General features: G+C 45.7%; 26 protein-coding genes. All 26 read right to left on the bottom strand.

Going from position 1 to position 26,759, the window contains the following annotated elements; translation table 11 throughout:
- Positions 1–24: 24 nt before the first annotated feature.
- A complete protein-coding gene (locus RTR76_RS13420; RefSeq protein ID WP_312521491.1) occupies positions 25–1,377 on the bottom strand; it encodes a hypothetical protein in 1,353 nt (450 codons plus the stop codon).
- Positions 1,378–1,428: 51 nt separating this feature from the next.
- Complete coding sequence (locus tag RTR76_RS13415) at positions 1,429–2,517, bottom strand: zinc-binding dehydrogenase (RefSeq protein ID WP_312521489.1); 1,089 nt, start codon at positions 2,515–2,517, stop codon at positions 1,429–1,431.
- A 27-nt stretch (positions 2,518–2,544) separates the two neighbouring features.
- Positions 2,545–3,537 carry a LacI family DNA-binding transcriptional regulator gene (locus RTR76_RS13410; RefSeq protein ID WP_312521487.1) on the bottom strand — a complete coding sequence of 331 codons (993 nt, stop codon included), beginning with the start codon at positions 3,535–3,537 and terminating at the stop codon, positions 2,545–2,547.
- A gap of 128 nt (positions 3,538–3,665) precedes the next feature.
- Positions 3,666–4,217, bottom strand: a complete 552-nt coding sequence (locus RTR76_RS13405) for a UbiX family flavin prenyltransferase (protein ID WP_312521486.1) — start codon at positions 4,215–4,217, stop codon at positions 3,666–3,668.
- 62 nt (positions 4,218–4,279) lie between these two features.
- On the bottom strand, positions 4,280–5,626 hold the full coding sequence (locus tag RTR76_RS13400; RefSeq protein WP_312521484.1) for a UbiD family decarboxylase: 1,347 nt from the start codon (positions 5,624–5,626) through the stop codon (positions 4,280–4,282).
- A 37-nt stretch (positions 5,627–5,663) separates the two neighbouring features.
- The gene (locus RTR76_RS13395) at positions 5,664–7,061 is read right to left on the bottom strand and encodes a hypothetical protein (RefSeq protein WP_312521482.1); all 1,398 of its coding nucleotides are present in this window, start codon (positions 7,059–7,061) and stop codon (positions 5,664–5,666) included.
- Positions 7,062–7,108: 47 nt separating this feature from the next.
- Positions 7,109–8,149 (bottom strand): LacI family DNA-binding transcriptional regulator, encoded by a 1,041-nt coding sequence (locus tag RTR76_RS13390; protein WP_312521480.1) that lies wholly within the window; start codon positions 8,147–8,149, stop codon positions 7,109–7,111.
- A gap of 223 nt (positions 8,150–8,372) precedes the next feature.
- The gene (locus RTR76_RS13385; protein WP_312521478.1) at positions 8,373–8,855 is read right to left on the bottom strand and encodes an L-2-amino-thiazoline-4-carboxylic acid hydrolase; all 483 of its coding nucleotides are present in this window, start codon (positions 8,853–8,855) and stop codon (positions 8,373–8,375) included.
- Between the two features lie 27 nt (positions 8,856–8,882).
- The gene (locus tag RTR76_RS13380) at positions 8,883–9,587 is read right to left on the bottom strand and encodes an ABC transporter ATP-binding protein (RefSeq protein WP_312521476.1); all 705 of its coding nucleotides are present in this window, start codon (positions 9,585–9,587) and stop codon (positions 8,883–8,885) included.
- The gene (locus tag RTR76_RS13375) at positions 9,581–10,348 is read right to left on the bottom strand and encodes an ABC transporter ATP-binding protein (RefSeq protein ID WP_312521556.1); all 768 of its coding nucleotides are present in this window, start codon (positions 10,346–10,348) and stop codon (positions 9,581–9,583) included. Before RTR76_RS13375 ends, RTR76_RS13380 begins: the two co-directional genes overlap by 7 nt.
- On the bottom strand, positions 10,335–11,321 hold the full coding sequence (locus RTR76_RS13370) for a branched-chain amino acid ABC transporter permease (protein ID WP_312521474.1): 987 nt from the start codon (positions 11,319–11,321) through the stop codon (positions 10,335–10,337). Before RTR76_RS13370 ends, RTR76_RS13375 begins: the two co-directional genes overlap by 14 nt.
- 7 nt (positions 11,322–11,328) lie before the next feature.
- Positions 11,329–12,204: a branched-chain amino acid ABC transporter permease gene (locus RTR76_RS13365; RefSeq protein ID WP_312521472.1), complete on the bottom strand. Its 876-nt coding sequence runs from the start codon at positions 12,202–12,204 to the stop codon at positions 11,329–11,331.
- Positions 12,205–12,237: 33 nt separating this feature from the next.
- A complete protein-coding gene (locus RTR76_RS13360) occupies positions 12,238–13,389 on the bottom strand; it encodes an ABC transporter substrate-binding protein (protein WP_312521470.1) in 1,152 nt (383 codons plus the stop codon).
- A gap of 154 nt (positions 13,390–13,543) precedes the next feature.
- Positions 13,544–13,975 carry a peptidylprolyl isomerase gene (locus tag RTR76_RS13355; RefSeq protein WP_312521468.1) on the bottom strand — a complete coding sequence of 144 codons (432 nt, stop codon included), beginning with the start codon at positions 13,973–13,975 and terminating at the stop codon, positions 13,544–13,546.
- Positions 13,976–14,032: 57 nt separating this feature from the next.
- Positions 14,033–14,794, bottom strand: coding sequence for a tRNA threonylcarbamoyladenosine dehydratase (locus tag RTR76_RS13350; protein ID WP_312521466.1), 762 nt, complete (start codon positions 14,792–14,794; stop codon positions 14,033–14,035).
- Positions 14,795–14,866: 72 nt separating this feature from the next.
- Positions 14,867–15,499: a hypothetical protein gene (locus RTR76_RS13345; protein ID WP_312521464.1), complete on the bottom strand. Its 633-nt coding sequence runs from the start codon at positions 15,497–15,499 to the stop codon at positions 14,867–14,869.
- Positions 15,500–15,560: 61 nt separating this feature from the next.
- Positions 15,561–15,932: a VOC family protein gene (locus RTR76_RS13340; RefSeq protein ID WP_312521462.1), complete on the bottom strand. Its 372-nt coding sequence runs from the start codon at positions 15,930–15,932 to the stop codon at positions 15,561–15,563.
- A gap of 26 nt (positions 15,933–15,958) precedes the next feature.
- Positions 15,959–17,170, bottom strand: a complete 1,212-nt coding sequence (locus RTR76_RS13335; RefSeq protein WP_312521460.1) for a DUF1343 domain-containing protein — start codon at positions 17,168–17,170, stop codon at positions 15,959–15,961.
- Position 17,171: 1 nt separating this feature from the next.
- Positions 17,172–18,164, bottom strand: a complete 993-nt coding sequence (locus RTR76_RS13330) for a diguanylate cyclase (RefSeq protein ID WP_312521458.1) — start codon at positions 18,162–18,164, stop codon at positions 17,172–17,174.
- Positions 18,165–18,182: 18 nt separating this feature from the next.
- Entirely contained in the window at positions 18,183–18,503 is a 321-nt protein-coding gene (locus tag RTR76_RS13325) for a hypothetical protein (protein ID WP_312521455.1), read from the bottom strand.
- Complete coding sequence (locus RTR76_RS13320) at positions 18,481–21,165, bottom strand: response regulator (RefSeq protein WP_312521453.1); 2,685 nt, start codon at positions 21,163–21,165, stop codon at positions 18,481–18,483. Before RTR76_RS13320 ends, RTR76_RS13325 begins: the two co-directional genes overlap by 23 nt.
- 82 nt (positions 21,166–21,247) lie before the next feature.
- On the bottom strand, positions 21,248–21,667 hold the full coding sequence (locus tag RTR76_RS13315; RefSeq protein ID WP_312521451.1) for a bacteriohemerythrin: 420 nt from the start codon (positions 21,665–21,667) through the stop codon (positions 21,248–21,250).
- A 145-nt stretch (positions 21,668–21,812) separates the two neighbouring features.
- Positions 21,813–23,402, bottom strand: coding sequence for a DHA2 family efflux MFS transporter permease subunit (locus tag RTR76_RS13310; protein ID WP_312521448.1), 1,590 nt, complete (start codon positions 23,400–23,402; stop codon positions 21,813–21,815).
- An 11-nt stretch (positions 23,403–23,413) separates the two neighbouring features.
- Positions 23,414–24,433 (bottom strand): HlyD family secretion protein, encoded by a 1,020-nt coding sequence (locus tag RTR76_RS13305; protein WP_312521446.1) that lies wholly within the window; start codon positions 24,431–24,433, stop codon positions 23,414–23,416.
- Complete coding sequence (locus RTR76_RS13300; RefSeq protein ID WP_312521444.1) at positions 24,430–24,807, bottom strand: PadR family transcriptional regulator; 378 nt, start codon at positions 24,805–24,807, stop codon at positions 24,430–24,432. The genes RTR76_RS13305 and RTR76_RS13300 overlap by 4 nt, the downstream gene beginning before the upstream one ends.
- Before the next feature lie 258 nt (positions 24,808–25,065).
- Positions 25,066–26,751, bottom strand: a complete 1,686-nt coding sequence (locus tag RTR76_RS13295) for an MDR family MFS transporter (RefSeq protein ID WP_312521442.1) — start codon at positions 26,749–26,751, stop codon at positions 25,066–25,068.
- Positions 26,752–26,759: the final 8 nt, after the last annotated feature.

Genomic DNA, 26,759 nt, shown 5'->3' with positions numbered 1-26,759 from the left:
TTTTAGTGAACCCGTAACTCTATCTTAAACGTGTTCATCCACATGATCACTTTCGTAGGGTGGCTTACCCTCACGCCCCTGGCGATAAATCGGCGCATACACCTGTGCATCTCGAGGTACGCAGCCCGAGCGTCCGCCATCACGCATAATAGCAGTACATTTGCTGCAGGCAAGGCAAAGCTTACTCGTATCCAAATTGCCTGTTTTCAAAATATCCTGGGCAAAATCAGGATAGGCAAAAGCTTGACGTCCAAAGCCAGCCAGCTTCATCCATTTTGCCTCAATACAGCCTGCTGCAACATAGGGCGCATATTGACGCAGCCAAGTTAAACCACTGCCCATAACAATGGCATCAGGAACTGCTGCCTGCAGTTCTCTTGCTGCATTCAATAATAGACTCACCTGTTCCAGAGGATGGGTGGGAGGCAAATAACTGCCTGCGTCATAAGGCCTGGTCACATGGGGATTATAATAGGGATTTCCGGCGCTGATATTGAATAATGCAACGCCCTTACGATTAAGAATTTTAATTAATTTAACCGGTTCTGTAAGATCCGGCTTGCGATAGTCGTTCTCATCTGTACCCCAGCCGCCCGGAACAGAATCATATGCACCTAAGCGAACAGCCAATACCAGCTTATCGCCTACTTTGCTTTTTATTTTTTCTACTATATTGCACAGCAGACGGGTACGGTTTTCAAAGCTGCCGCCATATATTCCTTCCCGGGTATGAGCCATCAGCAGCTCAGCCAGTAAATAGCCATGAGAGCTTTTAATATCTACCGCATCAAAACCAGCCTCTGCAGCCATTTCCGCAGCATGAACATAGGTATCTTCCAGTTCTTTTAGTTCCTGGTCGGTTATCATATGGTAGCCTTCTACCAGTTTGTCTTCCAAATGAGCGGCACGAGCAGCAATAACCTGCCGGGGTGAGCCATCAGGCCGGCTGTTGCGCCCTGAGTGGGTAAGCTGCAGGATAGTAAACGGCCGCTCATGTCCGGCAGTTCTTGCAGCCTGTAAAGACTCTTCAAGCATTGCCTTCAGCGAGTCCTTGGTCAATTCATTAATTTGCAGCTGCCGTGGATTGGCCCTGCCTTCATGAACAACTGCCGTGGCCTCAAACCATAACAGACCAGCTCCGCCTTGAGCAAAACGGTTGTAGCGACGTACGGTTAATTCATCAGGCTTTCCGTCGGCGGTACCGTCACAGCCTTCCATCGGCAAAATGGACAGCCGGTTAGGAATCGTTTTGCTGCCAATCGTGATGGGCTGCCTTACTATATCAACTGTAGCAGCTATGGGAATGGCCAGCCCCCTCTTTTCAATATCCTGCTGCAATTCCGCTAAGCTCTGATAATTAAACTTGGCATGCGACATGATAATCCTCTCCTTGTTTGAAAACGTTTTCATTTACATCAAAAAAATAATTTATGGTTCTAGTACAACCTTCAAACCATCCCTGCCTGCCATTGCATGAATAGCCTCTGATGCTTCTTCCAGCTTAAAGCGGTGTGTCACTATTTTTTGAAAAAGTTCGAGATTATTCAGAGTCAGCTCCAGAGCACGGGCAGTATGCTGCGCTCCGCTTACCCAAACTCCCTGGATCTTCAAATTGCGATTCACAACCTGCCGGTAAAAGTCTACTTCACATACACCTGCTGGCTGTGAAAATCCTACTGAAAGATAGGTACCTTCAACCCTCGCCAAATCAAGTCCTTCATGAACTGCCGAGCAATCACCGACTGCTTCAATAATCATATCGGCACCGCGGCCGTCTGTAACTCCAAAGACTTGTTCACGCCGCTCTTCTATTGTTGTTAAGCGCCGGTTTAGCAGCATTGTAGCACCAAACTGTCTGCACAACTCCAGCCGGTTCTCGGAACCGCCAATGACAATAATGTTTGTTACTCCTACGGCTTTGGCAAAAGCGACTGCATAAAGACCAATCGGTCCGGGACCCTGAATGAGAACAGTATCTCCATACTCCGGTGGATTGAGGCTGAAAGCATGTGCTGCCATCGAGCCTGAGCAGCTTGCTGCTACCAAGGCAGCCGGATCTACTTCTTTTGCAACTTTGATTACGTGCGTACCCGCCACCAGTATCATGTGTTGGGCATAACAGCCATTTAAAAACGGCGGTTGACTTGCCGATATGTTTATGCCAAATACCTTCCGCTGCCGGCAAAGCCACGGTTTGTTACGGGTAGTACAGAAATAACAGGTACCGCAGCTTAGTCCCCGGTGAATGACGATACGGTCACCAGGTTTTAGACTTTTGCCATTTATATCGGTTTTTGCCCCTTTCATTTCCTCAATTGTCCCAACACCCTCATGCCCTAAAATCATAGGCAGTCTGGTCCGGGCATCTTCGCCCTTCCACATGTGCACATCCGAACCGCAGACACCGGCTGCATCAATCCGGACAAGCACCTGCCCTTCTTCCAGAACGGGAATATCAAGTTCTCGTAAGACTAAGGGCTCATTAAATTGTTCAAGGCGCATGGCCTGTGTTTTCATAGGCATTCATCTCAACTTTCTATTTTGTTATTTGACGGAATTACGTATGACCACTTCTGCAGGAAAACGCTGTATTTGTGGAGTTACCGGCTGCTTAGCTTCAATCATTTCAATTAGCTGCTGGCAAGCGGCAGCGCCCATTTCATAGAGGGGCTGCGCCACAGTTGTTAAAGGTGGGTCCAAAAGCAGTGCAATATCGGCATTATCAAAGCCAATTACCGAGATATCCCCGGGAATGGAGAGCCCCAGGTCCTTTATCGCCCGCATTACGCCCAGTGCTTTATCATCGCTTGTTGCAAAAAAAGCATCAATGTCGACCCGGTTTAGCAGGATACGGGTTGCAGCCCGGTATGCCTCTATCCCGCCGTCTATTCCGTGGACAACTGCCTCATCAGGCACTTTCAAACCGGCTTCTTTTAATGCACTTCTGTAACCGGCATATCGCTCATCATATAACTTTATATCAAGTGAACCGTTTACCAGTCCAATCTTCTTCAAGCCCCTTGATAAGAGATAATTGGTAGCCTGATAAGCACCGTTATAATGATCAAGCACGACGGCATGCGATTGCTCATCCAGCTCCCGGAGCAGTAGCATCACAGGAAAACCCTCGGCCTGGAGGTCCTTAATATTATGTGAATTGATTTTGGCTGTTGTAAAAAGGAAGCCATCTATCAGCCTGCTTTTTAGTGTTTTTATATAGAATTGTTCTTTTTCGCTATCTTCATCGGTATTACATAGTACGACTGCGTAACCATGATTTCTCGCAACATCCTCTACACCTCTGATAGCTGCAGGCAAGACCAGGTTGCGCACATTAGGGATTACCAGTCCAATCGTTCGGGTTCGAATCCCCTTTAAGCTCTGGGCACTAACATTGGGACGATAGTCCAGCTCATCAATAGCTGCTAAAACTCTGGCCCGTTTTTCCTCGACAACCCGCGTTGTTCCCCCGAGAACGCGGGAAACGGTACTGGGGGAAACATTTGCTCTTTTTGCAACTTCTCTAATATCTGCCATAGTGCAGCCTCCATCGGCAAAACCTTTTGAAAACGTTTTCAATTATTTTCTATATTCGAACAGGATATTAAATCTCCTGCAAGCTTGCTTACTATTTTTTGAATTTTGCTAAAATAGCAGCATGGCTTTTATTGCCAGCGACGAAATGCATGTAGATCAATATCAATTTGATCACAGATTCGCCCTACCATCATATCCACCAGTTCTTCAAGATCTTTAGGCTGATGATAAAAACCGGGGCTTGCCGGTACTATTTTAACTCCCATTTGCGCTAAATTCAGCATCTTGGCAAGATGAATAGCATTTAGCGGTGTTTCTCTTGGCACAATTACTAATTTTCGTCCTTCTTTGAGCATGACGTCAGCTGCCCGGAGCAGCAAATTATGACTAATGCCGTTTGCAATAGCGCCAATTGAATGCATCGTGCAAGGGACGATAATCATAGCATCTGTTTTAAAGGAACCGCTCGCAATTGCAGCAGCAAGGTTGTCGTTGTCATATAAGGTATGGCAAGCATTGCGGATATCTTCAACCGTTACATCGCACTCATGCTTAAGGACCTTCCATCCCGAATCAGATACTACACAATGAATTTCCACGCTGTGTTTCCCCAACAGCTGCAGCATTCTCCATGCATAGACCGCACCACTGGCACCGGTAATTCCAACTGTCACTCGCAAGTAAAATCCTCCCTTCATAAGACAGTCTTCAGCAGCACTTATTAGTGCTGCTGAAAAGACGGCTAGTTGCCAAATATCTTATTCAGATCTATTTCGTCTAACCCCTGAGAATAGTCAATTTTTCTTGTTTTACTATTTAATGGCCTTGTTGCATCAATTGCAATCTTAGATACAATGCCATCCCGGTTCGTGGGATCAATCGGGCTGCCTTTGGCATTTTTAATGATAAAGCAATTATCCGGGCGCATATACAAATTGATGGCCCTCAACACTTCACTCTCATTAAATATATTAACATCACTGTCAACAATAACAACATGCCGGACGAAAGGATCAGTGCCAAATACGGCTGCTGCCACGTTGGCCCCCTCACCCTCTACTGTTTTTTTGATAGAGAGATAGCAGGAGTTGCGCCCAAAGCCCGATGGAGGCATATATACATCTTTAACTCCCGGCGCAGCCAGCTTGGCCTGGCTGTAGATTTGTCCCAAACGCGGCAAGGCACCGAGCTCCTGGTGTTCTGTTGTGCCCGAGCATATGTCCATATAAATCGGATTCCTGCGCATTGTCATTGCCGTCAGTTTCACAACAGGATTTAAGACCGGTCCGCCATAAAGAGATGCAAATTCACCGAAAGGTCCCTCCTGATTCCGTTCCGCTTTGTCAACATACCCTTCAAGACATATTTCCCCAAATGCAGGAACTTCCAAATCAACAGTCTGACATTTAACCAGTTCCAGTGGTTTGCCCATCAGCCCGCCCATTACATCGTACTCATCTATATCAATCCCCTGGAAGCAAAGACTGCCAATATATGCCGCCGGATGCATGCCGATCGTAATTGCCACCGGCATATGCTCATTGCGTTCACAGTATTTCCGGTATATATAGTAGGCATGACTGGTTTCAGAAAGATGAATTCCCATTTGACTTTTACCATCTAGCATTAACCGGTAAATACCGGCATTACGAATACCCGTTTCAGGATCGCGAACAGTCATTATGCCTGCTGTAATATACGGACCACTGTCAGCTGTATTATGAGTAACTACGGGGAGAGCTTGCAAATCAACCTCTTCACCTTTATATATCACCTCCTGTACAGGACCGGATGCAATCAATTCCGGTTTTATATGCTTTTTTTCTTTGGTGCGGTAGACTTCATTGAGGTCATTTTCAGTACAGTTCAGGGCAAGGGCCATTCTTTTACGAGTAGCAAGCAGATTCGTGAGTACAGGCATCTGTTGTTCGTCTACTTTCGTAAATAAAACGGCAGGCTTGCGGTTTTCTTGTTCTAATTTGTAAATCACCCGTGTTACTTCTAAATTTGCACTCACTTCACTGGTTGCTGTAAGAAGTTCACCAGGGAATTCAGATAGTTTTTGAATATAGCCGCGCAAATCTTTCATAATTAGCCTCCAATTTATACATCAGCCTAAGCGGAGCTTAGGCAAGCAAAGCAGTTACAATCACACCGGCAAACAGGCCGAGAATAACAGGCAAGAAATTTTTTCGTGAAAGATCCTGAGGATCTACATTGCATACCGATGCGGTTACCGCAAGAAATCCCCAGGGAACCAGTGTCGCTCCAACCCAGATAGCAGACATCTGAGCCATAGAAGCTAAGTAAGCAACATTGGCTCCGATCGGTTTCCCCAGAGCCATTGCAATACTGGCTCCAAGCGGAATTGCGGCAAAGCCGGCTCCATCAAAGGCCGCAAAAGCACTGCCAAGTGTAGCGAGCAAAGCCACAGTAAACTTATTGATCGGCATATGCTCCGCAATAAAGTAACCCCAGTCATAAGCCAGTCCTTGCGTTTTGTGATCTCCCAGAATTTCTTTAAGCGAATCTCCACCGAGCCAAAAAAAGCCGCCGATTACCACTACCGGACCAAAGACCTTTACGGCAAAAATCCAGCCGGTTCTTACATTATCGAGCAGTTTATCAAATGCTTTTTCTCTATAATGTCCCAAAGAACAGATTAATGCTAATACGTAGAAAGTCCCGCCCATAAGCGCCATTGCATCATTGCCTGACAGCTTCCAGGTAATCATGGCATACACATCTACAATAAATGTCAATGGTATCATAACTGCCATTGCTTTGGCAAAAGGTGATGCCTCGACACTATACGTTGCTACTGCTTCCCGGTAAGCCTGAACGTGCCCGTCATTGCCGGACTGCCTTTTTTCCAACTCAACCTTTTGCATCTTACGGGTCATAAAAAAAACACACAGCATTGTTACTCCAGAAACAGTAAGCCATATCGGCAGACTTGCTGCAAAGAGTTCGGCTGCCGGAATCTTGGTAACTTTTGCGGTAAACGATACCGTTCCCTGGCTTAGGTAGTCACTTGATAAACCCATGCCTTTGCCGACAATAGATAGGATCATGGCAGCAACCATCGGTGACATGCCTGCCACCACTGCTGCCGGTACCAGTAAGGCTCCCAGCAGGGCCGCTGTAGGCGTCGCCCGGATTACCCAGCTAAGCAGTAGCGTCACAACAGCCAGTGTCCAAAACGCCATTGTGGGATTGCGAAGAAAGCGCCGCGCAGGAGCCACAATAATGCGGTCTGTCCCCATGTCGGCCATGGTTTTTGTTAATGCCGTGATCGATGCAACAATGACAATAATATTCAGCAAATCTATCCCGGCAGCCAATATTGCTTTATAAACAACTAAAACTCCTCCCAGAAGATTCCCCTTAAGGGCGATCCCTGTCAACAACAGCCCAACAAGCGTAGGAAGCAATGCATCCCGTCTGGTTGCCAGACAGGCAAAAGTAATGATAATAAAGGCAAGATAAACCCAGTCGGCCACTGATAGTACAACATGCTGCATCTTTATTCTCTCCTTATCATTGTTACTTACTATTGCTAAGCCGCCTACTAACCTTGCCCTAATCCGGAAATATACGGAGCTGTGGAGAGGCGCTTCACAATGGGTGTTTTAAAAATCAAGCTGGCATTGTGATCGGGCTTGGAACCATCCATAATTACATCAACAGCTCTTAGTGCCATATCATAAAGAGGAACCTGAGCAGTCGTTAAAGGAGGATCGATATGCGTAGACAACGGTAAATCGCCTATACTGATAACGGAAACCTGCCCGGGAACCTGAATATTTTGTTCCTTAAGTGCTTGCAACACCCCATAGGCAATATCATCGTTAGCGCAGCAAATTCCACTGAACTCCCTATTTTCCAGTAATAAGCGCCTTGCTGCTTCATATCCGCTCTCCCAGGAAAATTGCCCATGATGCAGCAGTGACGGATCAAAAGTCAGACCATGCTTTGTAAGCGATAGTTTATAGCCCTTTACCCGTTCTGAAGCCGTATAAATCTGCTCCGGACCTCCCAGAAAAGCAATTTTGCGATGTCCCAAGTCAACCAGATAGTCGGTTATCATTTCACCTGTTGCTCGGTTGTCTATCGTAACATATGGCATTTCCAGTCCCTGTGGAGCCAAAGATACGATTCTATTACCGTGGTCATTATAGCGCTTGATTTGTTCCTGCAGCTTATCGCGATAGTCATCGGCATCCAGCCCTCCGCCGCTCAAAATGATTCCGCGCACTTTATGCTGCCACAATAAATCATGATATTGTAATTCATTAACAGGATTTCTGCCTGTATTGCAGACTATTGATAAAACACCGTAATAACTTGCTCTTTCTGTTACAGCCCTGGCAATGATTCCAAAATAGGGGTCTGAAATCTCCCGTGTTATTAAGCCAATCGTATTGCTAAAATTATTACGAAGATTTTGAGCTGTAAAATCGGGAAAATAATTCAATTCCTTTACCGCCTTCAAAACCTTCTTTTTTGTTTTCTCGGCTACAGGATAGTCTTTATTATTGATTACTCTGGAAACGGTCGTTATGGATACACCTGCTAAATTTGCAACATCTTCAATCGATACTCGTGCCATGGGACCTCACTTTCAGAAAACGATACCTATTGCCAGTATGTATATAGATGAATTTTTAATAAAGATAATACAGAAAACGTTTTCTGTTTTTCATTATAAAATCTCTCTCTGTTTGCGTCAAGACCATTTTTTGATTATTTCTCAAATTCGCAAAATACAATCTAAAAAGACTGCTAGCTTCTTTTGGCAATGAAGCTAAGCAGTCTTTTCTAAAAGCGATTTTTTATTTTTTTAGTGTTACCTGTAATTCACAATACGGTTTATTCTCTGCGATTGTTCCATTAAAGGCAAGTTCCAGTTCAGGGAAGCAGCTCACAACACCATAATCGCCACAGGAGGCCAAATTGCACAGGTGTGTGATCTGCTCCTGACTACAGCCAAGCTTCTTCCAGGCTTCGCACAGGGCACAGTGATGAAACCGATAAATTCCTTTTTCTGCCTGCACATCAATTTCTTCCATGGCAAAAGCTAGCCTCGCATTGGGAGTGGCAATTCCATCAAAAAATTCACGGGGATTGGCTGCAGTGCCAATCTTTTGGCCTTTCATCTGACCAAACTTGAAAATCGCTTTTTCCGCTATTTCATCGGGATTGCCGCCACTTGCTTTGATCTCTTCCAACAGTAGGTAAAACCAGGTAGCCCTGTCCTGAATCGCCAGTCGTATTGCATCTGTTAATTCGTCTTGATTAGAATGGATATTACACATTGTTTTTACCCCTCTCACTCATTTGATTTATTCTCCCAGATACGCTTTTCTAACAGCATCTGATTGGAGCAATTCATTGGCCTTGTCAGCATGCACAATTTTGCCGGTCTCCATAATATAGCCTCGTGCGGCAATCAGCAGCGCCATCCTGGCATTTTGTTCAATTAACAACACCGGTATTCCCTGGCGATTAATTTCAACAATTAAGCCAAAGATGGTATCTACCAATATGGGGGACAGCCCTAAAGAAGGTTCGTCAAGCAGCAGCAGCTTTGGCTTTGCCATCAGTGCCCGGCCAATCGCCAGCATCTGCTGCTCACCGCCGCTAAGCGTTCCCGCTTGTTGACCGCGCCGCTCCCAGAGCTTGGGAAACAACGTTAAAACCTGTTCCAGGGACTGCTTAATTTCCAGCTTATCGTTCCGGGTATAAGCTCCCATGTCCAGATTCTCCAGCACCGTCATATAAGGAAAGACCTGGCGGCCTTCGGGCACAAGGGAAATGCCTGACCGGACAATCTTATCAGGCGCCAGTTCGGTTATATCCTGATTATCAAATACCACCGTACCCTCAGCAGCGGGCAAAAGACCGGCTATTGTTTTTACAGCAGTAGTTTTTCCGGCACCATTGCTGCCAATAAGTGTTACGATTTCTCCTGCTTTTACTTCAAAGCTGATGCCTTTTAAAGCGTGAATATTGCCATAGTATGTATGGAGGTTGTTCACTTTTAACAAGCTGATGATGCCCCCTTACCTAAATAGGCCTCAATTACCTGCTGATTTTGCTGAATGTCACGCGGCAGGCCCTCAGCAATTTTCACGCCATGATCAAGTACGACTATTTTGTCTGATATATTCATGACCAGCTTCATATCGTGTTCTATCAACAGGATCGTCAGACCCTTGCTGTTAAGCCGATCTATGAGTTCCATCAGTTGCTTTGTTTCCTGGGGATTCATGCCTGCTGCAGGTTCATCCAGCAGCAGCAGCTTAGGCTCAGTCGCCAGTGCCCTGGCAATTTCCAGCCGACGCTGCTCACCATACGATAAATTGCCTGCCAGTTCACTGCATTTTGCGCTAAGTCCCACTAATTCCAGCAGCTCAGCCGCTTTTTCACGAATGGCCTGCTCTTCCGCACCAGCCCGATTAAACAATGCCGCCAGAAGCCCTGCTTTTGTCCGGCAATGTCTGCCGATACGGACATTATCCAGCACACTGATTTGCGTAAACAGACGAATATTTTGAAAGGTACGGGTTATTCCCATATCAGTTACCTGATGTGTCTGGCAGTTGCTTACTGTCTTGCCATCAAGCAAAATGCCGCCTGCCGTAAGCGGATAAATGCCGGTAATAACATTAAACACGGTTGTCTTACCGGCGCCATTAGGGCCAATAAGCCCTACAATCTGGCCAGCCTCAACGGTAATCTGCAAATTGTCTATAGCAGTTAAACCGCCAAAACGCTTCGTTACATTCGCTAACTCAAGCAGAGCCAACACGAACACCTCCCCGTCCTTTGGCTCGCCCTCTCCCAGAGCCGTTTTCTCTTGCTTTACCGAATAATCCCTGCGGACGAAGCAGCATAACGGCCATCATTATGAGTCCGAAAACAATGAGCCGGTACTCTGCTATATCGCGTAACAATTCGGGAATGACAGTAAGGATAACCGCCCCCAAAATCGATCCGTTAATACTCCCTAACCCGCCTAATACCGCCATGGCCAGTATGGCTATTGATTCTGTAAACGAGAAGGTATGAGGATCAATGAAGGACGTGTAATGAGCGTAAAAGCTGCCCGCTAATCCGGCAAAAAAAGCCCCCACTGCAAAGGCCAGCATTTTATAGGCGGTAACATCAATTCCCATACTTTTCGCTGCCAGCTCATCTTCCCTTATCGCGATAAGAGCTCTTCCTGTACGTGAATCAATCAGCCTTCTTATTGCGATTATCGTCACTAGCACCAAAGCCAAGATGAGATAATAATAAGCTTGATTGCTGCTTATTTCATAGGACAGTATAGTCGGTGCAGGAATACCGGGCAGTCCCATAGAGCCACGGGTGAGATCCGTCCAGTTGAGCATAATCAGGCGAATAATTTCGCCGAAGCCTAAGGTGGTAATTGCCAGATAAATCTCTTTCAGCCGCATTGTGGGAAGCCCCAGCAATAGGCCGAACAGAGCTGCCACAAAACCGCCTAACGGCATTGCCAGCCAAAAAGATACCCCCGCCTTCATCGTCAGCAAGGCAGAAGTATAAGCTCCAATCCCGTAAAAAGCTGCCCAGCCAAGGCAAAACTGGCCGGTAAAGCCGGTAACAAGATTTAAGCTTAAGGTTAATATGACAAATATGCCCGACATAATAAGAATCCGCAACACGTAATCATCTGTGATAACCAGTGGCAATAGTGCAGTCACCAGTAGTAAACCGGCAGTAATAACTTTAGGGGTTTTACTCTTTTGCATATCCATACGCTACCTACACTTTTCCCTGTGTGTCCCGGCCAAACAGCCCTGACGGCTTGATCAGCAGAACCAGAATTAAGATAATAAAGGCAATCATATCCCGGTAGCCTGATGAAATATAAGCAGCGCCCAAATTCTCCACGACTCCCAGAATAAGTCCGCCAAGGACAGCTCCGGGAACACTGGTCAGTCCGCCAAGCACAGTTGCTGTGAATGCTTTCATTCCGGCCATAAAGCCCATCATCGGATAGAATGCATTGTAGTACACGCCGATTAAAACACCGGCTGCACCACCCAGAGCCGACCCCAAGGCAAATGTTGCCGCAATAACCCGGTTGATGTTGATCCCCATTAGGCTGGCAGCATCCTTATTCTGTGCAGTAGCCCGTATTGCCTTGCCAATACGGGATTTATACAGTACAAGCTGCAAACCCGCCATCAGGGCTACCGCTACTCCAAATATCAGCAATTGAATATTAGAAACCTGGGCATTAAAAATTGGGAAAAACGCAAAAGTAAAGCTATCTTCCGGCATACTCTGCGTTCCCGCGCCCCAGCCAAGCATCGCTGCATTTTGCAGAACTACGGACAACCCCAGTGTACAGACCATCGGCGCAACGTCCGGCGCTCGCCGCAAGGTCCGAAAAGCAATTACTTCGATGATGACGCCGAGGAGCGCTGCCCCCAGCATGGCCAGGAGCAGCGAAACTACGATAGGGAAATGATAAACAGTAACAAAGACAAAGCCCAGAAAGGCTCCGACCATATATACTTCTCCATGCGCAAAATTGACCAGGCCAAGTACCCCGAAGATGAGGGCAAAACCGATAGCAATAAGGGCATAAATGCTGCCCTGCGTCAGCCCGTTAATAATTTGTTGTAATAGCATAATTACACTCCTACCTATCAGGGTACCAATTGGCTATTGTTGATAGGGAACAAACTTGCCGTCTTTAACCACTAGTTTTGTTAATGCTTTATCAACGTCACGGTTTTCATCAAAAGATGTTTTTCCTGTTACACCGGGGAAGTTTTTAATAGCCGCCAATTTATCACGCAAGGTTTTGCGGTCAGTTGCCCCACTTTTAATTGCTTCAACAATCAAGTTAGCTGCATCATAGGCCTGAGCGGCAAACATGGTTGGCGGTTTGCCATATTTGTCCTGGTAACTTTTCACGAATTCCTGTACTTCCGGACGAGGATCTGCCGGGAAGAACGAGCAGGTAAGCGCCAGTCCTTCTACGGCACTACCGCCGAGTTTCAACAATTCATCGGAAAAGAGTGAGCCTGTTCCAATCAAGGATACCTGGAAATTCGCTTTTTTCACTTGCTGTGCGATCAGCGCCGCATCGGTATACATTGTACCAAGATAAAGTATATCGGGATTCTTATCTTTAATTTTTGTAATAATAGCGCTGAAATCTTTTCCCTGCTCCGGCAGATAAGGTTCAACAGCAACAATATCGCCGCCAAGCTCCTGCGCTTTTTTCATATAATTTTCGTACGCAACTATGCCCCAGTCATTTTTAATATAAACAATTGCAATCTTTTTCTTCTTCAATCCATTAATCGTATAGTCTGCCAGCAAAGGTCCTTCTGCTGCCTGAGTAGCGATGTTGCGAAACATATATGTACCCTGCTTCGTGAAGTCCGGATGAGAGGAAGTGGGCGAAAGCTGCACCAGTCCGCCTTTTTGATAAATAGGTGCCCCCGCTAATGCGGCAGTACTGGTAAAATCTCCGATAACCGCAAGAATATTAGCGTCGGAGACAAATTTTTGGGCAATATTGGCAGCCTCTTTCGGATCAGCTTTACTGTCACCTGCTACCAGCTTAATTTTGGCCCCGTTTATTCCGCCCTGGGAATTTACTTTGTCTAAAGCCAATTCGATTGCATTTTTAAATACGTTGCCATATTCGGCATTATCACCGGTAAGCGGAGCTGTTAAGCCAATAGTCAATTCCTTGGATGCACTTTTTGAGCTGCTGTTTGTGCTGCCACAGCCAGCTGCCACCACCAACAGCAGCAATGCAAGAATAACTGCGAAACTCTTTTTTACTACCAATTTTCTCAAGATACTCTTCCCCCTTAAAAATATTAGCAAACAGAAAAAAGGCCAAAGAACGTCCTTGTTCGGACATCTTTGGCCTTCAGTGTTTCTGATCAGCTCTACCCGGTTATTTTTTATAGAGTAACATACTGCTCATTTGCTGTCAATGAACTATTTTTTACTCTTCCACAACCGTAACCTTATTCATTTTGTCGCCTTGTTTGATCTTATCGACAACATCAAGTCCTTCAATGACCTTACCAAAAACGGTATGTACGCCATCAAGGTGAGGCTGCGGCTCATACACAATAAAGAATTGGCTGCCACCTGTGTTCGGACCACGGTGAGCCATCGATAAAGAACCCCGTTCATGTTTGTGAGGATTGCCTTTTGTTTCGCAGGGAATGGTATAGCCAGGACCACCTGCACCGGTGCCGTTCGGGCAGCCACCCTGTGCCACAAATCCTTTAATTACGCGGTGAAAGGAAAGTCCGTCATAAAACTGCTCTCCAATTAATTTTTCGAAATTAGCTACCGTTTTAGGGGCCTCATTCTCAAAAAGTTCGATTACAATTTTACCGTTATCTGTTTCCATAATTGCTTTTTTCAAGTGTATCGCTCCTTATAGGTTAATCTTAACTATTATACCATAAAATAGCATTTATTACTATTTCCGGTTATAAATAATGTCCTTTACGACCTCACCGGCAATAATCAAGCCAACCACCGAAGGAACAAACGCAATGCTGCCAGGTATTTGATTGCGGGTCGTACATTTGCGGGTTGTGCCGGAAGGACATATGCAGCCGGTGGCACAGCTGGAGTCCTCTGATTCAATCGGTTTTATCGGCTCTTCCTTGGAATAGACCACTTTTAATTTTTTTACACCGCGCAGGCGCAATTCCTTGCGCATAACTTTTGCTAAAGGACAGACCGATGTCTTGAAAATATCCGCCACCTCAAAACGGGTAGCATCCAGTTTATTGCCTGCACCCATTGCACAAATAACGGGAATGTTTTTTTCTTGTGCCCGCATAACCAAATCGATTTTGGCAGTAACGGTATCGATCGCATCAACAATATAATCATAGTCATCCGCAATAAGCTCATCAGCCATATCAGGCAAATAAAACTTTTGCAACGCAGTTACCTCTGCTTTGGGGTTAATCTCTAAAATCCGGTCACGCATGACTTCCACTTTTGGCTTGCCAATCGTCTTGCGCGTCGCATGGAGCTGGCGGTTAATATTTGTCAAGCATATACAATCATCATCAATTAAAACAAATTTGCCTACTCCAGAGCGGGCAAGCCCTTCAACAACAAATGTACCTACTCCGCCAATACCAAAAACAGCCACTTTGGACTCGGATAATTTTTTTAAAGCTTCAGCGCCAATTAATAGTTCTGTTCGGGAAAATTCATGTAACATGACAGACATCCTTTATTAGTTATACTAGGACAACAAATCCTCATACAAATTTACCAAATTCGCATTCGCACGTCAACAACTACCCGTGAGGCTATCAATGAGTGTTGATATATTTTCTCGTGCCTGCGCCTCATAACGGCTTAGAAAGAATTGAGTTTGATAGATTTGCGATCGCATGAGAAACCCTTGAAGAACCTGTATACGGCCTTTTCGATAAACGTCATCGGGGACACAGGCGTACTCCTTGCGAATTGCAGTTTCATAACAGGCAAAGCTGAATGAGTCAGCTCCTAAGATACTTAAATCAATATCCTGTACCACTGCCTTATCTCCGGCTGACTTGCAGTCACCACTTCCGTGAGCAGTTGCTTGGATAAGCTGACGTACTTCGATGGCAAACGGATAACTGCCGGAAAGCTCCAGCCCATAGCAAAACCCGATGGCACTGCTTAATTCTTCATTGCAGCTTGATTCCGGTATATAAATAATATCATGCAGCCACAGAGCCATTTCTACAGCTTCCCGGTTATTGACTTCCCCGGATGCCTCATCAAGCTGTGCAAGACACTGCTGCACATGCCCCATTGTATGGTAATACCGGTTAGCCGAGCCATAACTACTCTCAATAACAGCAAACATTGCCCTTACGGTTTCCGGCTTTGCCGAAAAACCCGAAGCAAAACAGTTCCAACGCTCAGTCAGCATAATGCCTCCACCTTCTTTAGGAAACAACCCCGAAACGGAAATCCGTATTCGGGGTTGTTTTTTATCTCCGGTTAGGAATTACCTCTAACCAATATCCGTCAGGATCGGCAATAAAATAAATTCCCATTGCTTTATTCTCATAGCATATGCAGCCCATTTTGCTATGCAAGGCATGGGCACTGGCAAAGTCATCGGTAATAAAAGCCAGATGAAATTCGTTTTCGCCTAAATTATAAGGCTCTTTACGGTCCCTCAGCCAGGTAAGCTCTAATTTGTGAGGTGTCTGCTCATCCCCCAGAAACACAAGGATAAAACTTCCGTCAGCAGCCTCCTTGCGCCTTGTTTCTACAAGCTTAAGCGCCTCTTTATAAAAGGCAAGGCTCTTTTCCAGATCGAGAACATTAATATTATTGTGGTCCATGGTGAATTTCATACATAACCCTCCTAATTGTATTTATTCTAATATAAATAGTATTGCCGGGATTTTACCTGAAAATCGCGAGCCTCCTGGTCCCATCTTGTGAGCAGTTGGTCAAGCGGTTCTGTTTCCAAGCGCAACGTATCCTCACCAAGCGGTAAGTCAAACATGCGCTCCGACTGATAAGCAAACTGACCACCGCTCAAGCCCTTCATTACCTCAAGTATGGTAACTGCCGTCAGCACCGGACGATATGCGGCTTTATCCACTACATGAATTTGTACACCCCCTTGATTGATTCCGTTATGGCGTCCAAAACGGGGAGTAAAATAGGTAGGCCGAAAATAAGCGCCAGGCAGCTTTCTTTCATTCAGCCTGTCGGCAGCGGCAGCGGCATTCAGCCAGGCTGCACCAACCAGCTCAAACGGGCGGGTCGTGCCCACTCCCTCCGATATAGTAGTAGCTCCAAGCAAGCCGGTACCGGGATATACCAAGGCTGTCTCCGGTGTGGGAATGTTAGGGGAAGTCATCACCCAGGGAAGGCCTGTATCCTGCCAAAACATATTGCGCTGCCAGCCGCTGAGCTTCACCACTTGCAGATTGCATTCTATACCGAATTGCTTATTAAATAACAGCGCCAGCTCCCCTATTGTCATTCCGTGACGAATCGGGATAGGATACATACCAATGAAGCTTTCAAACCCCGGCTTAAGTACCGGACCTTCCACCGCCAGACCACCAATTGGATTCGGACGATCAAAGACAACAAACAGCTTATTCTGTTCTTTAGCGCTCTCCATAGCCAGTGCCATAGTCGACATATAGGTATAAAACCGGGTTCCTACATCTTGGATATCAAAGCATAGTACATCAATATTCTCCAGCATTTGAGCTGTCGGCTTTTTTGTGTCTCCATAAAGGCTGTAGACAGGCAGACCAGTCCGCATGTCAGTGGCAGCGGCGATATCCGCTCCTGCTTCAGCATTGCCCCGCAAACCGTGCTCAGGTGAAAATAACGCTACCAAATCTGTCTTTTCATATAATACATCAATTGTGCTCTGCAACTGAGAGTTAACCCCGGTTTGATTGGTAATTAACCCTACCCGCTTTCCTGCAAATAAATGTTGATATTGATCAATATTATCAATCCCCAGGCGGACAGGTTCAGTCTTAGCTGCTGCAAAGGTAACAGCTGGAATTAAAACTGTAAATACTGTAATGACAATAATAACGATATGTACAATTTTTCTCACTTCAATACTCCATGTTTTTAGTTGTAATTACGCGATTGCGCCCGTTCTGCTTTGCCTGATAGAGGGCTTTGTCAGCCTCTTCAATTAACTCAGTAAGTGCATCCTGCTGCAATGGCATCATTGTCATGACACCAACGCTGATGGTAACATGACCGGCAATACAAGAAGCGCTATGCGGAATTTGCTGACTGCTGATAGCCTGCCTGATATTTTCGGCAACCAAGGCAGCCCCTTTACTAGTAGTATTAGGCAATATTACGGCAAATTCCTCCCCGCCATACCGTGCTAAGAGATCCGCCGGACGGCGTATCAAAGCATCAGCAGCATATGATACCTGTTTTAGGCAGTCATCTCCAGCCTGATGTCCATAGCTGTCATTATAGGCTTTAAAAAAATCGATATCAAACAGAATCAACGATAACAAGCTGCCTTGCCGTACTGCAAGATTCCATTCTTTATTGAGCGTTTGATCAAAACTGCGGCGGTTAGCAATTCCTGTGAGTCCATCCAAAGAGGAAAGTTTTTGCAGTGTTTCATTCGCTTCTTCTAATTGCTTTAGGGCCTGTAGCAGTTCCTGCTCCCTCACCTTGCGGCAGTCAGTCTCTTCTTTCAGCTTTAATGCCGCCCTGACTCGTGCCAATAATTCGACCTTACCGAGGGGTTTAGTAATATAGTCGGTTGCTCCCACTGCAAAAGCCTGCTGTAAATTGCTTTCATCTGTACTGGCTGTCACCATAATAACGGGAACATCCTTGTAACGTTCATCACTTTTAATGCGGCTGCAAGTCTCAATCCCGTCTACATCAGGCATGACAATATCCAGCAAAATGAGGTCGACCTCAGAAGCAGGGTACTCAGGTTCAGCCAGCTTTAGTTCATTGAATGCACAATCGGCTGATGAGCAGCACAAAAAGTTACTATATCCTTGAATTTTTAAAAATTTCTTAATTAATTCCTGACTATCCACAGAGTCATCAATGACGAGAATTGTCAACGTTTCCTGCTCCTTCATTTAAACGTAAATAATATCTACTAACTCCAAATAGGTCTCCAAGTCATTGATAGCCTTGTTAATGGTTATACAGTCACTTACCTTGGCCGCATGCTCCAGCACCAGCCCTACATCGCTGATTAAGTCAAAACCATATCCGCCGCCAATTCCTTTCAGGGTATGACCAACAATACGGATATGCTCAAACTCACCTGCCGCAACAGCTGTTTTAAGACCTGCAATATCGTTAACTCTGTTTTGCAAAAAGTTCGGGATGATTTCTTCCAAATCACGGTCAATCTCAACTGGAATTCTTGTTTTAATCAGTGTCACCTCCAGCATATTCAGCTAATGTCTGCAATAAAACTGCCTTTTTTATCGGCTTGGTTAGATGATCGGTACAACCTGCAGCAAGACTCTTAGCCCGTTCTTCCTGCAAAGCATATGCGGTCAAGGCAATAATCGGCGTAGCTTTAAGCCCTTGGGCTTGTTCCCAGTTGCGAATGGTGCGAGTAGCCGTATAACCGTCCATGACAGGCATCTGCATATCCATAAAAACTAAGTCATAACGGCCTTTACTAAACTGTTCAACTGCAATCTGGCCGTTTTCAGCCATATCCATTGTGTGCGGTGTTTTTTTAAGATACGCTTCAATCAGCATCCGGTTGTCCGGTGAATCTTCAACCAAAAGAATGTGCAGTGACCGGCCGCTGTGCTCCTTAACTGCTATTGGTTCTGCTTTGTTACAGTGCTGATTGTTGCAAAGAGCCTGCCTAATAGCAGAAACAAGTTCACTCCTTTTGACCGGCTTTGTTAACTGGCAGTCAATATCCAGAATCTTGCACCGGTTCAGTTCATCACTGCGCATGCTGGAAGTAAGCAGCATGAAGACTGTTTGATTAAAGCGACTGTCAGCACGGAGACGGCTGGCAAATTCGAAGCCATCCATCTCAGGCATGCAATAATCGGATAAGATTAAATGGAAAGGGGCCTCCTCCTTAACTGCCTGTTCAAGCAGCTGCAGCCCTTCTTCGCCACCGGTTGCATCAACTACCAGAGCACCGCACTGCTGCAGGATTTCCCGTAAGATAAGCCGGTTAGTCGTATTATCGTCTACAACCAATACTTTTTTACCCTTTAGTTTAACCGGGAAGTCAAAAGCCAGCGCTGATCCCGGCGCAATTTGTGCAGGTAGAGCAAAGAAAAAGCTGCTGCCCGCTCCGATCTTGCTTTTTAGCCAGATCGCTCCCTTCATCAATTCTACCAGACGCTTGCTGATTGCCAGCCCTAAGCCGGTTCCCCCATATTTTCTGGTTGTTGAAGCATCCACCTGCGTAAAGCTGTCGAAGATAACCTCCTGCTGCTTGTCAGGAATACCAATACCAGTATCACTGACTTCGAGATACACCTTGCCATGCTGGTAACTGACCTGAACAACAATTTCCCCGCATTCAGTAAATTTAACAGCATTGCTCAATAAATTAGACAAAATTTGCCGGAACCGCACCGGATCGCCAACTATATGGGCAGGTGTTGCCGGATCAAAACGGGCCGCTAGCTCCAACTCTTTGTTATGAGCATGAAGCGCAAATATTTCACAGGTCTTTTCTACAAGCTCAATAAGATTAAATTGGACGTTATCAATCTGCAGCAAGCCAGCCTCTACTTTAGAATAATCAAGTATATCGTTAATTATGTTTAACAAATTATCACCGGCATTGCGAAATATGGCTACATAATTACGTTGTTGATCATTGAGCGGCGTCTCCCACAATAAATCAGCCATACCAATAATTGCATTCATTGGCGTACGAATCTCGTGGCTCATGGTGGCAAGAAACTGCGATTTCGCTACAGAGGCATCTAAAGCAGCATCACGAGCCTCACCCAAAGCCTGCATATGCTTGCTGAGGTTCTCAGCCATAAAAGCAAAAGCCTGCTCCAGCTCGCGTATTTCATAAGGCCCCTGTTGGCGGGAAGAAAAATGAGCCATCGTGTAATTTCCCTGGTGAATCACATGAGCCCGTTGTGTTAATTCCTCTAGAGGGCGGGTAACTCTGCGGGCAAGTTTATATATGGCAGGCAGACTGAACAACACTACGACAAGAAATCCACCTAGCACGTAGCCAATTTTAGAATAAAAGGGTAAAAAGACCTGATATTCATCAATCTCACCGACCAGTATCCAGCCAGGCGTAGCTATCTGCTTATAGCTGCCGTACACTTCCCGTCCTGCTGAGTTTCGATAACGGCCTACGCCGCCAGCCTCGGCAATATATTCTTCCCATTGTTCTAATTCTTCGACAGAACTAAAAGAAGCACCACCCCGGGGAGCGCTGGTTTCATCCGTGCTGCCACGGGTTAGCAGCTTCCCATTGCTGTCAAACAAATACAGTTCGCCTGTATCGCGGAAGTTAAATTGCTTTGTCAGCCATTCAAGCCGCTGCAAGCTCACGCTGCCAAATATAGCTCCCTGAAATTCATGATTGCTATCAAAAACAGGAGCAGAGATGATAATAATCGGTTTACCGGAAGACCGGCCGATGATGGTTCCTGTGACAAAAGAGCGACCTTCCTGTGCCGCCTTAAAATATTCCCGGTCTTTTAGATCCAGCCCGGTAGGGCCGCTAGTATCAATTGCAGTCAGGCCTTCTTTATTAATGTATACAAAAGCCTGGTAATCTTGCTGCCCTTTCAGAAAAACCTGCAGCAGACTCTCCAGATTTGCCAGATTAACATCTTTAGCCGCCGGTGAATTAGTCAGACGGTAAAGATCCAGATTGCGCTCCTGGACCCATTCTTCAACAGCTTGCTGCTGAACAGTCACTGTTGTATTCAACTGATAAAAGTTTTCACTTCTCGTTTGCTGATATTCATCGCCGATATAAAATGCCATGATGATCATACTAGGCACAAGTACAAAAGCAATAGACGCCATCATCCACTGTGCCGATAAAGACTGTCGATTAAATAAAACGCGCAAGCATTGCAGCCACCTTTTCATAAAAAACTTCCTAATCAGAAAGTTACATTCTCTGATTAGATAAAAAAAGACATTCCTTTAAGAATGTCTCTTCACTAAGTTGCTAGATAATTCCTTTAGCATTAAAAAACTCACTATACTTCTTGTCAGTCGCCAAGATATGCTTTTCAATCCAATCAACAGCAAACATAATCACGTCCATTAAAACCTTCCGCTGATTCAAATCCAAATCAGAATCTTGGATCTTTTGAATCTTGGCAACGAACGCGGCATGTTCCCATTTGTGAGCACGGCAGTCAGTCTGGTCATATCCATATTTTTCCATCAATTGTTCTTCATAACTAAAATGATATATGGTGTATTCGCTTAGTTCTTTGAAGATACGGCAAATATCATCATAATAATCCACATTGTCTTTTGAGGTAGCAATAGCATACAACTCACCGGCAAGTTCAAAGAGCTTTTTATGCTGCGCGTCAATTTCTGCAATATTGCAGCTATAATCATTTTTCCAGACAAACATGCACTTACCACCTGCTCACTTTCATTTAGTTTATAAATGAAGATACGGCATCAGCGCTTAAATTCCTGCTCTTGTCCCTTGGGTTAGATGATTCTGAAGTATTTATTTCGCCCTGCAGAGTATTTGCTCTGCAGGGCAGTCACAACTAGGAGGATACCGGAATCAACTCCGTCTCCTTATTACCGGCAGCAGTATCAGCTTGCTTATCCTGCTTGTTTTTGTTCGGATCGCGGATAAAGAGCGCTGGAATAATTCCAATAGCACACAAGACTGCCGTAATTAGGAATACATCACCAAAAGCGGCAACGGCAGCCTGTTTGGTGACCAGCCCCTGTACAACAGTAAGTGCGGCAGCCTTGGCTTCGGCAGCAGCAAAGCCCTGCTGTGCAAAGCCTCCCTGCAGCGCAGCTATCAACTGGGAGACAGGCTCTGAAGCTCCATGAATATAATTTGTGCTGACTGCAGTGTGAAAAATCTGCCTGTTATTAAGCAGTGTCCCCATAATAGCCACACCCACACTGCCCCCCACATTTTTGAAAAGATTAAAAACACCTGAACCTACGCCGATCTTATCTTTCGGCAACGTTCCCATAACGCCATTAGACAGCGGTGACATAGTAAAGGCCAAACCAGCCCCCATAACAATAAGACCGATTGCGATATGAGAGTAAGGCGTCTTATCGTCTAAGAGGCGGAAAGAGTATAAAGCCACTGTCATGACTGCCATGCCAATGGAGGCTGGAATTCTAGAACCGAAATGATCTGCCAGACGTCCACCGAACGGAGCAAGCACTACCATTGATCCCATCAGTGGCAATAAGGCCATACCGGCTTTAATTGCTGAGTACCCCTGGATATTGCGCAGATAGAAGGGCAATAGAAATAATCCGCCAAACATAGCCAGAAAAGATAAGAAACCAACAATATTGGATACAGTAAAGGTAACATTGGTAAATAACTTCAAATCGACAAGCGGATTCTCAATATGACTCTCGACATATAAAAAAGCCCCCATCGACGCAACAGTGGAAATAATTAGCCCCACAATATAAGCTGATGTCCAGCCCTCTTTCGATCCCTGATTGAGAGCCAGCAGCAGGCAGCTTAGACTGAAAACCAGCAGAAATCCCCCAATATAATCGATCTTAGCAGCTGTTTCATCGTTTTTGGACTCCTCCAGAACTCTGCTGCCTAACAGCAAGCCTAGCAAGGAGATTGGCAATATGGAGTAAAATAACAGCCGCCATTCCAGATATTCCACGATATAGCCGCCGATGGTCGGCCCTAGAGTACTGCCGGCGGCTGCAAAAGCACCCCACATGCCCAAAGCCTGACCTCGTTCACTGGGAGGAAAAGCATCCGCTACCAGTGCCATAGAATTTGGAAAAAGCAGACCGGCTCCCAGCCCCTGCAGAATACGGAACAAAATGAGAATGGTACTGTTCCAGGCCAGCCCTACTAAGAGAGTGGCAACTGTAAAGATTGCCAGACCCGTCAAGAACATCTTCTTTCTGCCAAACTGATCTCCCAGCTTTCCCATAATGGGCAATGTTGCACCATACGGCAGCATATAAGCCAATGACACCCATACAACCGAATCCATTGTAAAGCCGAAGGTTTGTATAATGTTAGGCAAAGCAATATTTATTGAACTGCTGACATACCCACTCAGCATGGTGCCAAGTGTAACGGTAAACAGCACCATATATTTATTGGCATACGCAGTTTTATCCATAACTACCTCTCTTATTTCACGTGAATAGTGATCACTGCCGACATTCCCGGTTTTAGAATATAACTCTGACTTTCTGGCACTTTTATTTTTACCGGTAATTTTTGTGTTACTTTCGTGTAATTACCTGACGTATTTTCCGTTGGCAGCAAGGCAAATTGAGAGCCGGTGGCTGCACCAACTTCACTTACCTCTCCCTTTATGGTTTTACCCGGATACGCATCAATGGTAACATCCACCGTCTGCCCGATTGTTATTTTACCGACATCACCTTCATCAATATTAGCTGCTACCCAAATATCATGAAGATTAACAATATTAAACAGCGACTGGCCGACAGTCACACCTTCACCAGCATCGACAGAACGGACAGCGACGACCCCATCTCCGGGGGCTTTAATGACAGCATTATCAAGTGCCAGTTGGGCATTTTTAAGCGCAGCGGCAGCTTGCTCCGCCTGCGCTTCTGCAACCTGCACATCTTCAATGCGAGAGCCTTCCTGTGTCATGTTTAAGGATTGATCTGCAGCCTCGTACTGGGCCTGAGCTACCTGCAGTGTTGTTTGCGCGGCATCTAACTGCTGAGCGGAAATTGCGCCTTTCTCGTACAGCATAGCCATTCTTTCATAGCCTTTACGGGCATTGTCCAAATTAGCCTCCGCTTGCGCAGAACCTGCCCCGGCTTGTGCAATCTGCTGTGGCCTGCTGCCTGCTTTTAAACCGGCAAGCTTAGCCTCTGCGGCGGCCAAATTAGCTTTAGCCTGCAAATATTGGGCTTCCAGTTCCTTGCTTTCCAGTTTAGCAATCACTTGTCCCGCCTGTACCTGGTCGCCTTCATTAACCAAAAGCTCTTCAACTCTGGCCGAAACACGTGAGCTTACAGTAACAATTGCCCCTTTCACTCTGGCATCATCAGTGGAAACCATTCCGGCTGCCCGTATCCACCACCACAGACCACCGCCAATTAACATCACGCCAAGAATTGCGCTTATCAGGATGATCTTTTTATTGTTTTTTATCTGAACTGCACTCATTGTTTCTCCTCCTGTACTCTATCAAGCAAATTGCAGCGGATCATTTTTAGTTTTTGCTCTGCTACATTCAACTTCTGATTAACTTTTTGCTGCAGCGCCGGAATACATGATTTCCCGTTAGCTGTTATGGTATATACTCTTTTATTACGCGTACTGGCATTATCCCAGTTACCGGCGATAAATCCCTTCTCTTCCATGGCACGAAGCAGCGGATATAGCACATTAGGATTGGAAGTAATCATATTGTCTGTGCGGCACCGTATTTCTTCATTAATTTTATTGCCATGAGCAGCACCTTCTTCTAATATGACCAGAATGAAAAGCGCAGTAATAACCTTTACCCATGTCTTATAATCTTCCGTCCTGTGCGGCATAGTAACGCCTCCTCATTCTTTTAAAAAAGTTATTATTTTTAATAACATTACAATTAATAATAGCACTTTCATTAGGTGAATACAAATAGAAAGGATTGCCGTATTTGGCAATCCTTTTCAGGCCGTTGATAAAGCCCCATCTGCGTTGTCAGGCCTGCGGGAGCTCGCTCGCCGTACCGGCACTGTACTGTCTTCGCTCGCTTCCTCGTCCTTCCTAGCATCTGGGACTTTCTAAACGACCTGGGAACGAGGTTTCTCTCATTTGTGCCTGGGCGGCGGTTCCTGCTGATCATCGATCAGATCCGGAATCAGCTCGGCGGCAATCTCCGTCTCCGTGGCAAAGCCTTCGGCAAACAGGGTAACTCCCGCGCGCTCGATTGTGGGCGGCTTATTCTTTTTCTCTATTCCGGCACTCCCCATCAGAAAGCTGATTGCAACCCCCACTATCGTAACAGCCATTGCCACAAAAAATACTGTCTGCAAGGAGTCAGCCAAGGTTATTTTGAGAGGAGGCAGCAAAATTTGCTGTACTTCAAGAGGTATTTGCTGAATCGTATCATGACTTAACAAGATATTAAACAAGCTCTGCGGATTAGAGTGCGCCTCAGCCAGCATGCTGCCTAATGGTCCGCTCTGCAAATCGGGCCGGCTTGCAACAAGCGGAAAAAACTCTTGTTCCATTAATGCAATTGAGCGATAGTTAAACACCACTCCTAGCAAAGTAATGCCAAGTGTACCACCAATACTGCGGAAAAACTGAGTAGCAGAAGTGGCGACTCCACGCTGACGGGGGCCAAATGCACTTTGTACGGCAATCGTTACCGTAGGCATAATAAGACCCATGCCTAACCCAATTAAAATAATATAAACAATGGCAAGTAATTGACTGGTAGCAACCGTCATCGTGCTTAACAGATAAAACCCGATTGCCATAAAGCTCATACCGGAAACAAACAGACTGCGAAAACTTACTTTCGTAACAAGCCAGCCACCAAGCGTGCTTGCACCAATCATAGCAAACATCATCGGCAGCATCGTATTGCCTGAACTAGTGGCACTCACACCAATTACACCTTGTAAAAACAGCGGTAAAAACATCAGCGAACCGAACATGCCGAGCCCCATTAAGAAGCCCACAATATTAGTTACAGTAAATGTTCTGTTTTTAAATAAATCGAGACTCAGGATCGGTTCTTCCGCCCGCTTTTCTGCCACAATAAATAGTATCCCTGTTATTGCTGCAAGCAGCAGCAGCCCGATAATCTGCCAAGACAGCCAGGGATAATCTGTTCCTCCCAGGTTCAATCCCAGCAGTAAGCTTACCGTACTGATAATTAACGTAGCGGCACCTGCGTAATCGATTACGACTTTTTCAACTAAGGCTTTCTCTCCTTTGAGGCCGGCAAAGATAGCTACAGCTGCTAAAAATCCTACAGGGAGATTAATATAAAACACCCATTGCCAGGAGCTGTTATCGACGATGTAACCGCCAATCGTCGGTCCAACCACTGAAGAAAGTCCAAAGATTCCTCCCATGAGCCCTTGCCATTTGCCTCGTTCTTCCGGAGGAAAAATATCGCCTACAATAGTCATCGACATCGGCATCATAATGCCGCCGCCAATTCCCTGCAACGCCCTATAGACAATAAGTTCCGTCATATTCGAACTTGTCCCGCACAACGCAGAACCAATCATAAAAACAGTTATACCAATTACATAAATAATCCGGCGTCCAAATAAGTCAGCCAATTTTCCTGCGATGGGGACAACGGTTGTTGACGTAAGCATGTAGGCAGTAGTTACCCATGCCATAATGCTTAATCCTCCCAGGTCGCCAATAATTCTAGGCATGGCAGTTCCCACTACCGTTTGATCAAGGGAGGCAAAAAACAAGCCTAGAAATAATCCGGTCAACAATATGTTGCGTCTTGCTTCCAACTGCATACAGGCGC

The organism is Anaerospora sp. (assembly GCF_032013335.1).
Taxonomy (GTDB): domain Bacteria; phylum Bacillota; class Negativicutes; order Sporomusales; family DSM-15969; genus Anaerospora.
This window is presented reverse-complemented; position numbering and strand designations above follow the sequence as displayed.

Excerpts from the sequence above, each read along its gene's own strand:
- RTR76_RS13310 (WP_312521448.1), bottom strand. The coding sequence starts at position 23,402 with ATGGATAAAACTGCGTATGCCAATAAATATATGGTGCTGTTTACCGTT.
- RTR76_RS13390 (WP_312521480.1), bottom strand. The coding sequence starts at position 8,149 with ATGGCACGAGTATCGATTGAAGATGTTGCAAATTTAGCAGGTGTATCC.
- RTR76_RS13300 (WP_312521444.1), bottom strand. The coding sequence starts at position 24,807 with ATGCCGCACAGGACGGAAGATTATAAGACATGGGTAAAGGTTATTACT.
- RTR76_RS13395 (WP_312521482.1), bottom strand. The coding sequence starts at position 7,061 with ATGCAGCATGTTGTACTATCAGTGGCCGACTGGGTTTATCTTGCCTTT.
- RTR76_RS13325 (WP_312521455.1), bottom strand. The coding sequence starts at position 18,503 with ATGCTGGAGGTGACACTGATTAAAACAAGAATTCCAGTTGAGATTGAC.
- RTR76_RS13350 (WP_312521466.1), bottom strand. The coding sequence starts at position 14,794 with ATGTTACATGAATTTTCCCGAACAGAACTATTAATTGGCGCTGAAGCT.
- RTR76_RS13320 (WP_312521453.1), bottom strand. The coding sequence starts at position 21,165 with ATGAAAAGGTGGCTGCAATGCTTGCGCGTTTTATTTAATCGACAGTCT.
- RTR76_RS13305 (WP_312521446.1), bottom strand. The coding sequence starts at position 24,433 with ATGAGTGCAGTTCAGATAAAAAACAATAAAAAGATCATCCTGATAAGC.
- RTR76_RS13295 (WP_312521442.1), bottom strand. The coding sequence starts at position 26,751 with ATGCAGTTGGAAGCAAGACGCAACATATTGTTGACCGGATTATTTCTA.
- RTR76_RS13385 (WP_312521478.1), bottom strand. The coding sequence starts at position 8,855 with ATGTGTAATATCCATTCTAATCAAGACGAATTAACAGATGCAATACGA.
- RTR76_RS13365 (WP_312521472.1), bottom strand. The coding sequence starts at position 12,204 with ATGCTATTACAACAAATTATTAACGGGCTGACGCAGGGCAGCATTTAT.
- RTR76_RS13340 (WP_312521462.1), bottom strand. The coding sequence starts at position 15,932 with ATGAAATTCACCATGGACCACAATAATATTAATGTTCTCGATCTGGAA.
- RTR76_RS13400 (WP_312521484.1), bottom strand. The coding sequence starts at position 5,626 with ATGAAAGATTTGCGCGGCTATATTCAAAAACTATCTGAATTCCCTGGT.
- RTR76_RS13315 (WP_312521451.1), bottom strand. The coding sequence starts at position 21,667 with ATGTTTGTCTGGAAAAATGATTATAGCTGCAATATTGCAGAAATTGAC.
- RTR76_RS13420 (WP_312521491.1), bottom strand. The coding sequence starts at position 1,377 with ATGTCGCATGCCAAGTTTAATTATCAGAGCTTAGCGGAATTGCAGCAG.
- RTR76_RS13410 (WP_312521487.1), bottom strand. The coding sequence starts at position 3,537 with ATGGCAGATATTAGAGAAGTTGCAAAAAGAGCAAATGTTTCCCCCAGT.
- RTR76_RS13345 (WP_312521464.1), bottom strand. The coding sequence starts at position 15,499 with ATGCTGACTGAGCGTTGGAACTGTTTTGCTTCGGGTTTTTCGGCAAAG.
- RTR76_RS13415 (WP_312521489.1), bottom strand. The coding sequence starts at position 2,517 with ATGAAAACACAGGCCATGCGCCTTGAACAATTTAATGAGCCCTTAGTC.
- RTR76_RS13370 (WP_312521474.1), bottom strand. The coding sequence starts at position 11,321 with ATGGATATGCAAAAGAGTAAAACCCCTAAAGTTATTACTGCCGGTTTA.